General features: G+C 60.9%; 11 protein-coding genes. 10 read left to right on the forward strand and 1 reads right to left on the reverse strand.

The window, feature by feature from the left end:
- Positions 1–77 precede the first annotated feature (77 nt).
- The 9 genes from BFW87_RS14025 to BFW87_RS14065 all read left to right on the forward strand — a co-directional run bounded on the left by BFW87_RS14025 (position 78) and on the right by BFW87_RS14065 (position 9,483).
- Complete coding sequence (locus tag BFW87_RS14025) at positions 78–695, forward strand: NUDIX domain-containing protein (RefSeq protein ID WP_078740386.1); 618 nt, start codon at positions 78–80, stop codon at positions 693–695.
- A complete protein-coding gene (locus BFW87_RS14030) occupies positions 686–1,135 on the forward strand; it encodes a DUF1249 domain-containing protein (protein WP_003209507.1) in 450 nt (149 codons plus the stop codon). Before BFW87_RS14025 ends, BFW87_RS14030 begins: the two co-directional genes overlap by 10 nt.
- A 97-nt stretch (positions 1,136–1,232) precedes the next feature.
- A complete protein-coding gene (cpdA, locus tag BFW87_RS14035; protein WP_078740387.1) occupies positions 1,233–2,048 on the forward strand; it encodes a 3',5'-cyclic-AMP phosphodiesterase in 816 nt (271 codons plus the stop codon).
- 204 nt (positions 2,049–2,252) lie between these two features.
- Positions 2,253–2,861 carry a YqiA/YcfP family alpha/beta fold hydrolase gene (locus tag BFW87_RS14040; protein WP_078740388.1) on the forward strand — a complete coding sequence of 203 codons (609 nt, stop codon included), beginning with the start codon at positions 2,253–2,255 and terminating at the stop codon, positions 2,859–2,861.
- A gap of 45 nt (positions 2,862–2,906) precedes the next feature.
- Positions 2,907–4,811: a DNA topoisomerase IV subunit B gene (gene parE / locus BFW87_RS14045; RefSeq protein ID WP_078740389.1), complete on the forward strand. Its 1,905-nt coding sequence runs from the start codon at positions 2,907–2,909 to the stop codon at positions 4,809–4,811.
- Positions 4,811–5,806, forward strand: coding sequence for an esterase-like activity of phytase family protein (locus BFW87_RS14050; protein ID WP_078740390.1), 996 nt, complete (start codon positions 4,811–4,813; stop codon positions 5,804–5,806). The genes parE and BFW87_RS14050 overlap by 1 nt, the downstream gene beginning before the upstream one ends.
- Positions 5,803–6,324 (forward strand): retropepsin-like aspartic protease family protein, encoded by a 522-nt coding sequence (locus BFW87_RS14055; protein ID WP_078740391.1) that lies wholly within the window; start codon positions 5,803–5,805, stop codon positions 6,322–6,324. Before BFW87_RS14050 ends, BFW87_RS14055 begins: the two co-directional genes overlap by 4 nt.
- 10 nt (positions 6,325–6,334) lie before the next feature.
- On the forward strand, positions 6,335–8,599 hold the full coding sequence (gene parC, locus BFW87_RS14060) for a DNA topoisomerase IV subunit A (protein WP_078740392.1): 2,265 nt from the start codon (positions 6,335–6,337) through the stop codon (positions 8,597–8,599).
- Positions 8,600–8,775: 176 nt separating this feature from the next.
- Positions 8,776–9,483 (forward strand): PqiC family protein, encoded by a 708-nt coding sequence (locus tag BFW87_RS14065; protein WP_176159744.1) that lies wholly within the window; start codon positions 8,776–8,778, stop codon positions 9,481–9,483.
- A gap of 206 nt (positions 9,484–9,689) precedes the next feature.
- Here the strand turns inward: BFW87_RS14065 and BFW87_RS14070 are convergent, their stop codons facing one another.
- Positions 9,690–11,228, reverse strand: a complete 1,539-nt coding sequence (locus BFW87_RS14070; RefSeq protein ID WP_078740394.1) for an AhpA/YtjB family protein — start codon at positions 11,226–11,228, stop codon at positions 9,690–9,692.
- A gap of 133 nt (positions 11,229–11,361) precedes the next feature.
- On the opposite strand from BFW87_RS14070, the gene serB reads away from it, so the two are divergent.
- The gene (gene serB, locus BFW87_RS14075) at positions 11,362–12,576 is read left to right on the forward strand and encodes a phosphoserine phosphatase SerB (RefSeq protein WP_078740395.1); all 1,215 of its coding nucleotides are present in this window, start codon (positions 11,362–11,364) and stop codon (positions 12,574–12,576) included.
- Positions 12,577–12,597 lie beyond the last annotated feature (21 nt).

Genomic DNA, 12,597 nt, shown 5'->3' on the forward strand with positions numbered 1-12,597 from the left:
CAACTGTAAAGGGGCTGCACCGAGGGGCGTGAGCGCGTTAGGATGGCGCGAATCTGACGGGCATAACGAGGATGGATATGACGGACATCGCCAAATCGACGCCGAACAAAATTGAAATCGTTCAGCGCGACAATGCCTACAAAGGCTTCTACAAGCTTGATCGCGTGCAGCTGCGCCACGAGAAATTCGACGGCGGCATGAGCCGGGTGATCAACCGCGAAGTCTTCGTTCGTCATGACGCCGTGTGCGTGCTGCCGTACGACCCGCAGCGCGATGAAGTGGTGCTGATCGAGCAATTCCGTGTGGGCGCCATGGGCCGTACCGACAACCCGTGGCTGGTGGAAATGGTCGCCGGCCTGATCGACAAGGACGAAGAGCCGGAGGAGGTTGCACACCGCGAAGCCGAGGAGGAAGCTGGGCTGACGTTCTCCGCGTTGTGGCCGATCACTAAATATTTCCCTTCGCCCGGCGGCAGTACCGAATTTGTTCACTTGTACCTGGGCCGTTGCGACAGCACAGGCGCCGGTGGCGTCCATGGACTGGAAGAAGAGGCAGAAGATATCCGCGTCACCCCTTGGGCGTTTGAAGATGCCCTGCAAGCGGTGCGTGACGGCAAAATTTCCAACGCAGCTAGCATTATCGCCCTGCAATGGCTTGCGCTTAATCGCGCGGAAGTGAGGGGGTTATGGCAGTAAAGGCACGGGAACGTTATCGAGTCGACCTGATCGGGCTGCAAGCCGCCTGCGAGGCCAACTATGCGCGGCTGATGCGCTTGCTCCCCGACATGCGCCACACCCCAGAGGCGCGGCGCATTGCCGTGACCCATGGCGACCAGATGCTGGGCGTGCTGACCCTTGAGGTTATCGTCAACTGCCCGTACACCACCACGCTGCGGGTGCGCCAGGAACACAGCCTGCCGTGGCTGCCGGTGCCGCAACTGGAAGTGCAGGTGTACCACGACGCGCGCATGGCCGAAGTCATCAGCGCCGAACATGCGCGGCGCTTTCGCAGCATCTATCCTTATCCGAACGTGTTCATGCACCAGCCCGATGAGAAAGCACAGCTCAATGTGTTCCTCGGCGAGTGGTTGAGCCATTGCCTGGCCCTGGGCCATGAGTTCGAAGTTGTGCGGTAGATGTGAACTGCATCTGCTTCCTTAGGTTTCCTCTTGTGTCCTGCCCCAGCATAATCGCGCCAACTGTCTATTTTCTGTGATTGCCTGGGAGAGCGCCTTGTCGAGCGTATCCACCGTGAACCCTGATGCGCCGGCGCTGCTGGTGCAGCTGTCCGACAGCCACCTGTTTGCCGAGGCCGACGGTGCGCTGCTGGGCATGAACACCCGCGAGAGCCTGCAGCGGGTGATCGCCTTGGTGCGCGAGCAGCAGCCGCAGATTGATCTGGTGCTGGCGACGGGGGACCTGTCTCAGGACGGCACGCTGGAGTCGTATCAACAGTTTCGCGATATGACGGCGGCGATTTCTGCTCCGGCGCGCTGGATTCCCGGCAACCACGATGAGCCGCAGATCATGGCGCATGCCGCCGTACAGAGTGATTTTCTGGAGCCGGTGGTCGATATCGGTCACTGGCGTGTCACCCTGCTGGACTCTGCGGTGCCCGGCTCCGTGCCCGGTTATCTGCAGGATCAGCAGCTGCAACTCCTCGCCCAGGCGTTGAGTGAAGCGCCGAATCGTCACCATCTGGTGTGTTTTCACCATCACCCGGTGCCGATTGGTTGTGCGTGGATGGAGCCGATTGGGCTACGTAATCCCGAGGCGTTGTTTGCTGTGCTTGACCGGTTTCCGCAGGTCAGGGCAGTGCTATGGGGCCACGTGCACCAGGAAATTGACCGCGAGCGTAATGGCGTGCGGCTGCTGGCCTCGCCGTCCACGTGCATTCAATTCGCGCCGGGCAGTGAAGACTTCAAGGTCAGCGAGCAGGCGCCGGGGTATCGCTGGTTGCGGTTGCATGCTGACGGACGGTTGGAGACCGGGGTGGAGCGGGTTCAAGGCTTCGCGTTTACCGTCGATTACGGCAGCAACGGCTATTAAAGGCTGCAAACACTGATCAAAAATGTGGGAGCTGGCTTGCCTGCGATAGCGGTGTGTCAGTCACACATTTATGGGTAGGCAGACCACTATCGCAGGCAAGCCAGCTCCCACAGGGGTTCTTCAGTGGTTTGAGGGGGAGGGCCTCACATGCCGCCCCGATCCCTGTAAACTGCGCCTCTTTGGCTGACGCACGGAGAGCCCGGCATGTCCGCTTCGATCTTGTATATCCACGGTTTCAACAGCGCGCCTGCGTCCAACAAGGCCAGCCAGTTGATCACCGTAATGGACAGCCTCGGCCTGGCCGACAGCCTGCGCGTGCCGGCCTTGCATCACCATCCGCGTCAGGCCATTCCTCAATTGGAGGAAGCCATTGCGCAGCTCGGTCGGCCGCTGCTGGTCGGAAGCTCACTCGGCGGCTACTATGCAACCCATCTTGCCGAACGCCATGGCCTCAAGGCGCTGCTGGTCAACCCGGCGGTCAGCCCTCATCGGATGTTCGACGGTTACCTGGGCCCCCAGAAGAATCTCTACACCGATGAAACCTGGGAACTGACCCATGACCACGTCACGGCCCTGGCGGAGCTGGAAGTTCCGGCACCCCAGGACGCTGCGCGTTACCAAGTGTGGTTGCAGACCGGCGATGAAACACTGGATTATCGCCTCGCCCAGCAGTATTACCGGGCCTGTGCCTTGCGCATCCAGGCCGGCGGCGATCATGGTTACCAGGGGTTTGCCCGGCAATTGCCGGCAATGTTGAGTTTTGCCGGCATTGGCCCTGATCAGTATCAATCCTTCGATTTTTCGTCACTGTGAAAATCGCAGGTCACTTTTTAATCGAACGACTCACGACGAGACCCCATGGCCACTCCCAGCGCTAGCTCTTATAACGCCGACGCCATCGAAGTCCTCTCGGGCCTCGACCCGGTGCGCAAACGCCCCGGCATGTACACCGACACCAGTCGGCCGAACCACCTCGCCCAGGAAGTCATCGACAACAGCGTCGACGAAGCCTTGGCCGGGCATGCCAAATCGGTACAGGTCATCCTTCACGCCGACCATTCCCTGGAAGTGTCCGACGATGGTCGTGGCATGCCGGTGGACATTCACCCCGAAGAGGGTGTGTCGGGCGTCGAGCTGATCCTCACCAAGCTCCACGCGGGTGGCAAGTTCTCCAACAAGAACTACCAGTTTTCCGGTGGCTTGCACGGTGTGGGTATTTCCGTGGTCAACGCCTTGTCGAACCACGTGCGAGTCAAGGTCAAGCGTGACGGCAACGAGTACGAGATGACTTTCGCCGATGGCTACAAAGCCACCGACCTGCAAGTCATCGGCACCGTTGGCAAGCGCAACACCGGCACCAGCGTGTACTTCGCGCCGGACCCGAAATATTTTGATTCGCCGAAGTTCTCCATCAGCCGCCTCAAGCACGTGCTCAAGGCCAAGGCCGTGTTGTGCCCGGGCTTGCTCGTCAGCTTTGAAGACAAAGGCACCGGCGAGAAGGTCGAGTGGCACTACGAAGACGGCCTGCGCTCCTACCTGGAAGATTCCGTCAGCGATTTCGAACGCCTGCCCAACGAGCCATTCTGCGGCAGCCTGGCCGGTAATAAAGAAGCCGTCGACTGGGCCTTGCTGTGGTTGCCCGAAGGTGGCGACAGCGTGCAGGAAAGCTACGTCAACCTGATCCCGACGGCCCAGGGCGGCACCCACGTCAACGGCCTGCGCCAAGGCTTGCTGGACGCCATGCGCGAATTCTGCGAATACCGCAGCCTGTTGCCGCGCGGTGTGAAGCTGGCGCCGGAAGACGTGTGGGAGCGCATCGCGTTCGTGCTGTCGATGAAAATGCAGGAGCCACAATTCTCCGGCCAGACCAAAGAGCGTCTGTCGTCCCGTGAAGCGGCGGCGTTTGTCTCGGGTGTGGTCAAGGACGCGTTCAGCCTGTGGCTCAACGAGCACCCGGAACTGGGCCTGGCCCTGGCGGAACTGGCGATCAACAACGCCGGCCGTCGTTTGAAGGCCAGCAAGAAGGTCGAACGTAAACGCATCACCCAGGGCCCGGCACTGCCTGGCAAGCTGGCCGACTGCGCCGGGCAAGACCCGATGCGTTCCGAGCTGTTCCTGGTGGAAGGTGACTCCGCCGGCGGATCCGCCAAGCAAGCGCGGGACAAGGAATTTCAGGCGATCCTGCCGTTGCGCGGCAAGATCCTCAACACCTGGGAAGTCGATGGCAGCGAAGTGTTGGCCAGCCAGGAAGTACACAATATCGCGGTGGCCATCGGTGTTGATCCGGGTTCGGCGGATATCGCCCAACTGCGCTACGGCAAGATCTGCATCCTCGCCGACGCCGACTCCGACGGCCTGCACATCGCTACTTTGCTCTGCGCGTTGTTCGTGCAGCATTTCCGCCCATTGGTGGATGCCGGTCACGTCTACGTCGCCATGCCGCCGCTGTACCGCATCGACCTGGGCAAAGAGATTTTCTACGCCCTCGACGAAGCCGAGCGTGATGGCATTCTCGACCGCCTGGTCGCCGAGAAGAAGCGCGGCAAACCACAGGTCACGCGATTCAAAGGCCTGGGTGAAATGAACCCGCCGCAATTGCGCGAAACCACCATGGACCCGAACACCCGGCGCCTGGTGCAGTTGACCCTGGAAGACTACGCCGCGACCTCGGAAATGATGGACATGCTGCTGGCGAAGAAACGCGCGCCGGACCGCAAGTCCTGGCTGGAATCCAAAGGCAACCTGGCCGAGGTTTTGGGCTGATGCGCACAGGCTTCGCCCTGGCGATCCTGATGTTAAGCGGGTTGGCGGCCACTCAAGTGGTTGCCGCACCCGTGGCTGAGCTCAAGCTGGTGTCGGAACACCCGGTGGACGGCATGCGCGGCGGTAACCTGTCGGGCCTGGCGTTGTGCGGCAAGGATTTGTGGACGGTGTCTGATCGCGATGACGATCAGATTTACCGCCTGGATATCAGCGCGCCAACCTGGCAGGCCGAAGCGGTGAAAATCGACGTGCCGCCAGTGCCTGAGTCCGGCTTGCCTTGGGGTTTGCGCTCGCGCACCAAGGCCGCTTCGTTCATTCGCGGTGGCGACCTCGATTTTGAAGGCATTACCTGCGACGGTGCCGGCAACCGCTACATTGTCAGCGAAGCCCACGCGGCGGTGCTGCAAGTGCCGGTGACGGGCGCGCCCGAGTGGTTGAAAATCGCCCCGAGCATGGTCCGTGAGGCCCGCGCCAGTGGCATGTTGCTGCACTTTAATGCGTTGTTCGAAGGCTTGGCGATAAACCCTGAAGGCAATCAGATCTGGTTGGCGGCCGAGCGTGAGCGGCGTGGATTGATCTCCATCAAGCGTCCGCAAAGCCTGTGGGATTGCGACGGGCCTTGCGTATTGTTGAGCGAGGCCGGCCAGGAAGTGCAGCCGGCGCAGTTCACCAACGCCAAGGCGGTGTCCAAGGATTTTGCCGACCTGGCGCTGTTCAACGGCAAGCTGTTTACCCTGGAACGCAATGCGTTTCAGATTTGTCGGCGTGACGCGGTGACTGCCAAAGTCGAGCTGTGCTGGTCGTTTGCCGACGAGACCCTGACGCCGAACCGGCGCTACGCACAGCCCTATGGCCTGGCCGAAGCGCTGGTGATAGAGGCTGACGGTGCCTGGCTGGGCATCGACAACAATTTTGGCCCGCGCGCCGATGGTGAAAAGCGCCCGGTGGTCTATCGTTTCGCCGCCCCTGCGGGTGGCTGGAGCGCCAAACCATGAGTGCACAGCCGCCCGGCAAACGTGCCGGACGTGTGCTGATGTTCGTGGCGTGGGGCGCGGGACTGTTTTTGGCAACACGGTTTTTCGGGCAGTGGGAAGCGCGTCAGGAAAACCCCAATGCCGTGGTGGCCTCAGAGAGGCACGCGGGTTATATCGAAGTAAAACTGCTCGGCAATAACCAGGGGCATTTTGTTGCCAGTGGCCAGATCAACGGCCAGCCGGTGACGTTCATGCTCGATACCGGGGCCACCGATGTGGCGGTTCCGGCTAAGTTGGCCGATCGCCTGGGGCTTAAACGCGGCATGCCGGTCACCTTGAGTACCGCCAATGGCCTGAGCCAAGGGTTTCGTACCCGGCTCGACCGCCTGCAATTGGGCGACATCGTCCTGCAGGACGTGCGTGCCCTGGTGGCACCGGGGTTGGATGGCGACCAGATATTGCTGGGCATGAGTGCACTGAAACAACTTGAATTTACCCAGCGCAGCGGCACTTTGCTGCTGCGCCAGACCAAACAATGATGAGGCCCGCATGAGTGACATCCTCGCAGACAGCTTAGATGGCGTAGAACGCCGGTCGCTGGCTGACTTCACCGAAAATGCCTACCTCAACTACTCCATGTACGTGATCATGGACCGTGCTTTGCCGCATATCGGCGACGGCCTGAAGCCCGTGCAACGGCGCATCATCTACGCGATGAGTGAGTTGGGCCTGGACGCTGACTCCAAGCACAAGAAGTCGGCGCGTACCGTCGGTGACGTGCTCGGCAAGTTCCACCCCCACGGCGATTCGGCGTGCTACGAAGCCATGGTGCTGATGGCGCAGCCGTTCAGCTACCGCTACACGCTGGTGGACGGCCAGGGCAACTGGGGTGCGCCGGATGATCCCAAGTCCTTCGCCGCGATGCGGTACACCGAGGCGCGGCTGTCGCGTTACTCCGAAGTGCTGCTCAGCGAGCTGGGGCAGGGCACCGCCGATTGGGGGCCGAACTTCGACGGTACCCTCGACGAACCGCTGGTGTTGCCGGCACGTTTGCCGAATATCCTGCTCAATGGCACCACCGGCATCGCTGTCGGTATGGCCACCGACGTGCCGCCGCACAACCTGCGCGAAGTCGCCACGGCGTGCGTGCGCTTGTTGGATGAGCCGAAGGCCACCGTCGAGCAGCTCTGCGAACACATCCAGGGCCCGGATTACCCGACTGAAGCGGAAATCATCACGCCGCGTGCCGACTTGTTGAAGATGTACGAAACCGGCAAGGGCTCGGTGCGCATGCGCGCCGTGTATCACATTGAAGACGGCGACATTATTGTCACCGCGCTGCCGCACCAGGTGTCCGGTGCCAAGGTGCTGGAGCAGATCGCCGCGTTAATGCAGGCCAAACCGTCGAAGTTGCCGCAGGTTGCCGACCTGCGTGACGAATCCGACCACGAAAACCCGTGCCGCATCGTGATCATCCCGACCAACAGCCGGGTCGATCACGAAGTGCTGATGCAGCATCTGTTTGCCAGCACCGACCTTGAGTCGAGCTACCGGGTCAACGTCAACATCATCGGCCTGGACGGCAAGCCGCAGCTGAAAAACCTGCGCAACCTGCTGGTAGAGTGGCTGGAGTTCCGAGTCAACACCGTACGCCGCCGCCTGCAATTCCGCCTGGACAAGGTCGAGCGCCGCCTGCACCTGTTGGACGGTTTGTTGATCGCCTACCTCAACCTGGATGAAGTTATCCACATCATCCGTACCGCCGAGCACCCGAAAGCCGAGCTGATCGCGCGTTTCGAGTTGAGCGAGATTCAGGCGGACTACATCCTCGACACCCGTTTGCGTCAGTTGGCGCGACTGGAAGAAATGAAGCTGCGCGACGAGCAAGACGCGCTGCTCAAGGAACAAGCCAAGCTGCAAGCCCTGCTGGGCAGCGAAGCCAAGCTCAAGAAATTGGTACGCAGTGAGCTGATCAAAGACGCCGAAACCTACGGCGACGACCGTCGTTCGCCTATCGTGCAGCGTGCTGAAGCGAAAGCGCTGACAGAAACCGAGCTGTTGCCTAACGAGAAAATTACCGTCGTTCTGTCGGAAAAGGGTTGGGTTCGCTCCGCCAAGGGGCATGATATTGACGCCACTGGCTTGTCGTACAAAGCTGGCGACGGTTTCAAAACCGCTGCCGCCGGGCGCTCCAACCAGTTTGCGGTGTTTATCGACTCCACCGGGCGCAGTTATTCTGTGCCCGCTCACACCTTGCCATCGGCCCGAGGCCAGGGCGAGCCGCTGACCGGGCGGCTTACACCGCCGCCAGGGGCGAATTTTGAGTGTGTGCTGCTGCCGGACGACGATTCGCTGTACGTGATCGCTTCCGACGCGGGTTATGGTTTTGTGGTCAAGGGTGAAGACCTGCAGGCCAAGAACAAGGCGGGCAAGGCGTTGTTGAGCCTGCCGAACAACGCCAAAGTGATCCTGCCACGCACGGTGGAAGACCGTGAGAGCAACTGGCTGGCGTCGGTGACCACCGAAGGGCGTTTGTTGGTGTTCAAGATCAGCGACCTGCCGCAGTTGGGCAAAGGCAAGGGCAACAAGATTATCGGGATTCCAGGGGAGCGCGTGGCCAGTCGCGAAGAGTACGTGACCGACATCGCGGTGATCCCGGAAGGCTCTACCCTGGTGCTTCAGGCCGGCAAGCGTACGTTGTCGCTGCGCCCTGACGACCTTGAACACTACAAGGGTGAGCGCGGCCGACGCGGCAATAAACTGCCTCGGGGCTTCCAGCGGGTAGATGCTTTATTGGTGGAAACACCCGTTTAAGGCACTTTAGAGCCCCCGATCTACGATTTAACGCGTAGATCGGCACTATGACGCTGGAGTCACGGCGCATATTCACGGATGATATGGCCTTTCCAGCGCCGGCGTGGCCGAGCGTGTTTAGGTTATTTTTAGTATTACATTGTGGTTCGCCTTGTGGCAGCCACCTGGATGGGATGATGACTGCTCCACGCCTTCCTTTATTTTTGATGCTCGCTGGCCTTTTGGGGCTGGCGGGTTGCAGCACGCACCAACCGGTGTCGCTGTACCAGCTGGACAGTGGAAGTCCGGCTCAGCCAGCACAAACCGCTGGCATGGCTGTATTGCTTGGCCCGGTAGTCGTTGCCGACTACCTGCAACGCGAAACCCTGCTGCAACGTCAGAACGATGGCAGCCTGCAAGGTTCCGCAGACGGTCGTTGGGCAGGCAGTTTGTCGTCTGACATTAACCAGCTGATGTTGCGCCAGGTGGCTGGTCATCTCGACAGCCAGCGAGTGGTGCTGGCGCCTGCACCTGCCGGCTTCACGCCGGATGTGCAGGTGTTGCTGACCATTACCCGGCTCGACTCGGGGGCTACGCAGCCGGCGATCCTCGATGCGCAGTGGCGCTTGATCGACCGCCGTGGCCAGGTGCGGGATAACCGCATCGTGCACCTGCAGGAAGAACACACCGGTACCACCGCGTCTCAGGTCCAGGCCCAGGGCGTGTTGTTGCAGCATCTGGCGCAGCAGTTGTCGGTGGCCCTCAAGCCATTGGCCAACCAGCCGCCGGTTGCCGAGGCGCCGCGCAAGCAGGCTCCCGCGCAAGCCAAACCGGCAGCGCCGGACAAGCCGAAGATGCCGATGGCTACGCCGATTCGTACGGACATGGAAGTGTTCAGGTTCTGATCTGAATCGCGCCCAAACAAAAGGCCCGCTTACTCAGCGGGCCTTTTTGTTTGTCTGCGATTTGAGCCTTGTTGAAGATCCAATGTGGGAGCGGGCTCGCTCGCGAATGCGGTGGTTCAGTCACTGATATGTCAACTGATACACCGCCTTCGCGAGCAAGCCCGCTCCCACACAAGCCCATTCCACAGTGGGCTTGGTGGTGTTATTCAGGGTTTGCTACGGGTCTCGTGCATCCGCGCCAACTGCCGCTCCAGCATCGACGGATAGGGCTCCATCAACCGTTCCACACAGCTCGCGCCCTCAGGGCTGGCGATCGGGCGGATACGTGCACGCTGGCGGATCAGTGCATCTTCGCTGATCTTGCGCTCCACCAGCAGCAGGTTGCGGCTGTGTTGCGACAAGGCCAGTGCATCCTGGGCGATCTCGGTGAGCAGCAGATCAATCTGGCTCATGCCAAACAGATCATCCCCCACGGTCAGGCCCAACTGCAGCTGCAAGGTGATGCCGCTGTCTGCCACTTCAATCTGCAGGGCGTGGCCCAGGGCGCGCAACAACTCGCCGCAGCAGATGGCGTTGGTCAGGTAGTCTTCGCCACTGTCTTCGCTGTGGAACAGCATCAGCGTGCTGCCGTCGTTCAGGGTGTGCAGCTCGCTCTGATACAGCGAGGCGGCCTGATCGAGGCAATCACGGTAGCGTTCGAGCAACTCCGTCAGGCGGGCGCGGGGCAGGCGGCGCAGTTGGTCCTGGGCACCCAGTTGCACGGCCAATACGGCGCTGTGCTGGGGCTCGGTGCTCTTCACCGGTGCGGGTACCGGTTTGGGCGTTGCGGCTGGGGCGGCGGCTGACGTGTCGCGCAGGTCGGCGAACGGGTCTTCGTCGTCCAGTTCGTCTTCTTCTGCCCTGACCACCTGGCGTGGTGCGGGTTTCGGGCTCGCCACTGGAGCGTCTTCGTCAAAGCCTGGTTCGCGCAGGTCGCGCGTTTCAAACTCGGGCTCGTCGTCGTAATCGGTGTCGTCGTACTCAGGTTCGGCCTCGGGCTCGGGCACTACCGGCTCAGGGGCGAAACTGGCGTGCAGCTGACGGGCGAGGTCGCCGATTTCATCCTGACGGTCGGTAGCCGGAGTGTGCTCGTCAATATCCCGCAGCCAGATGCGCAGCTGCATCAGCGGCGTGGAGATATGACGGCCCAGGCGCAGGCTCAACGCCAATGCCAATGCCAGCAGGATCGCGCTCAAGATACCCATGCTTTGCAGGCTGATGGTCATCGGCTGCTGGAATTGCTGCATGTCGAGGCTGATGCGCAGCTGGCCGGCCTTCACGTCCTGAAACGTAATGTTGCTCTGGTACAGGCCTTCGGCTTCACCCAACAGGCCGTTTTTCGGGCGCTGCCCGGCTTCGGCCATGATCCGGTTGTCCACGCTGTAGATCGCCGCGTGGGCCACCAGCGGGTTCTTGGTCAGGTTATTGAGCAGCACGTTGAGGCTTAAGATGTCGTTGGACACCAACAACTCAGTCGCCGAGGTGGCGGTCTGGGTCGTCAAGCTCTCGCCCAGGGCGTCGGCTTGCTCGTGCATGGCCTGCTTGAACTGCAAACCCATCACGCAGGCGTAGATCACCAGGGCCAGAGCGACCAGGATCACGTTATGGCTGGCGATGCGTAATGCGATCGGTACACGGCGGTGGCGCAGTGCCCGGAAGATCAGCAGGAAGAAGTTATCGGTTTTTACTGGCGTGGGCCGGTTCACTTGCGCTCGGCTCTTGGTCCGTGAAGTTGACGCGCAGTATAGCGACAGCCCTAGAACCGGCAAAGCGCTGGCTGTGCCCGATGGTCACTGAAAGTGGGTAGAATGCGATTTTTTTCCAGCCTGGGGGTGCGCCTTGCGCGAAATTGTCCTGATAAACATCACCGGTGTTGACCGTCCGGGTCTCACCGCCGCCATTACCGGTGTACTGGCCCAGGGTGGTGTGAACATTCTCGACATCGGTCAGGCGGTGATCCACGACACGTTGTCGTTCGGCATCCTGGTGGAAATCCCGAGCACCGAGCAGGCGTCATCGGTACTCAAAGACATCCTGTTTACTGCTTATAAGCTGGATCAGCAGGTGCGTTTCACCCCGGTGTCCGAAGCCGATTACCAACACTGGGTAGAGGGGCAGGGCAAAAAACGCCACATCGTCACGCTGTTGACCCGCAAGGTCACCGCCGAACAATTGCAGCGCGTCAGTTCGATTACTGCGCAATACGGTTTGAATATCGACCATATTGACCGTCTGTCGGGTCGCATGCCGCTGGACACGCCAGCCGACAAGGGCAAGGGCTGTATCGAGTTCTCCGTGCGCGGTGAGCCGGCCGATCCGCAAGCCCTGCGCGCCGAATTCCTGAGCGTGGCCCAGGAGCTGAATGTCGATATTGCCTTCCAGGAAGATTCGCTGTTCCGTCGCAATCGCCGCCTGGCAGTGTTCGACATGGACTCGACACTGATCGAAGCTGAGGTGATCGACGAACTGGCCAAAGCTGCCGGTGTGGGCGAGCAAGTGTCAGAAATCACCGAGCGCGCCATGGCGGGCGAGCTGGATTTTCGTGCCAGTTTCAAGGAGCGCTTGGCGCTGCTCAAAGGCTTGGACGTGAGTGTGCTGGACTCCATCGGCGCGTCCTTGCGCTTGACCGAAGGCGCCGAAACCCTGTTCGCCGAACTCAAGCGCCTGGGCTACAAGACGGCGATTCTGTCTGGCGGCTTTACCTACTTCGCCAAGCAATTGCAGGCCAAGCTGGGCATCGACTACGTGTTCGCCAACGAGCTGGAAGTGGTGGATGGCAAGGTGACAGGCGTGGCGGTCGAGCCGATCGTTGATGCTCAGCGCAAGGCGGATCTGCTGAAGGAATTGGCCCACAAGGAAGGTTTGCGTCTGGAGCAGACCATTGCGGTCGGCGACGGGGCGAATGACTTGCCGATGCTGGCGATTGCCGGGCTGGGTGTGGCGTTTCGCGCCAAACCGCTGGTGAAGCAGTCGGCGAAGCAGGCGATTTCGACGTTGGGGCTGGATGGTGTGTTGTACCTGCTGGGCTTTCGCGACCGCGACGGGCAGCTGTAATCACTGAAGAAACGCGAAAAA

This window comes from Pseudomonas fluorescens, from assembly GCF_002022275.1.
GTDB classification, from domain to species: Bacteria; Pseudomonadota; Gammaproteobacteria; order Pseudomonadales; family Pseudomonadaceae; genus Aquipseudomonas; species Aquipseudomonas fluorescens_AJ.

What these genes read in the sequence shown, in the direction of transcription:
- BFW87_RS14025 (WP_078740386.1), top strand. Translation starts at nt 78, where the DNA reads ATGACGGACATCGCCAAATCGACGCCGAACAAAATTGAAATCGTTCAG.
- BFW87_RS14065 (WP_176159744.1), top strand. Translation starts at nt 8,776, where the DNA reads ATGACTGCTCCACGCCTTCCTTTATTTTTGATGCTCGCTGGCCTTTTG.
- parC (WP_078740392.1), top strand. Translation starts at nt 6,335, where the DNA reads ATGAGTGACATCCTCGCAGACAGCTTAGATGGCGTAGAACGCCGGTCG.
- BFW87_RS14030 (WP_003209507.1), top strand. Translation starts at nt 686, where the DNA reads ATGGCAGTAAAGGCACGGGAACGTTATCGAGTCGACCTGATCGGGCTG.
- BFW87_RS14055 (WP_078740391.1), top strand. Translation starts at nt 5,803, where the DNA reads ATGAGTGCACAGCCGCCCGGCAAACGTGCCGGACGTGTGCTGATGTTC.
- BFW87_RS14050 (WP_078740390.1), top strand. Translation starts at nt 4,811, where the DNA reads ATGCGCACAGGCTTCGCCCTGGCGATCCTGATGTTAAGCGGGTTGGCG.
- parE (WP_078740389.1), top strand. Translation starts at nt 2,907, where the DNA reads ATGGCCACTCCCAGCGCTAGCTCTTATAACGCCGACGCCATCGAAGTC.
- BFW87_RS14040 (WP_078740388.1), top strand. Translation starts at nt 2,253, where the DNA reads ATGTCCGCTTCGATCTTGTATATCCACGGTTTCAACAGCGCGCCTGCG.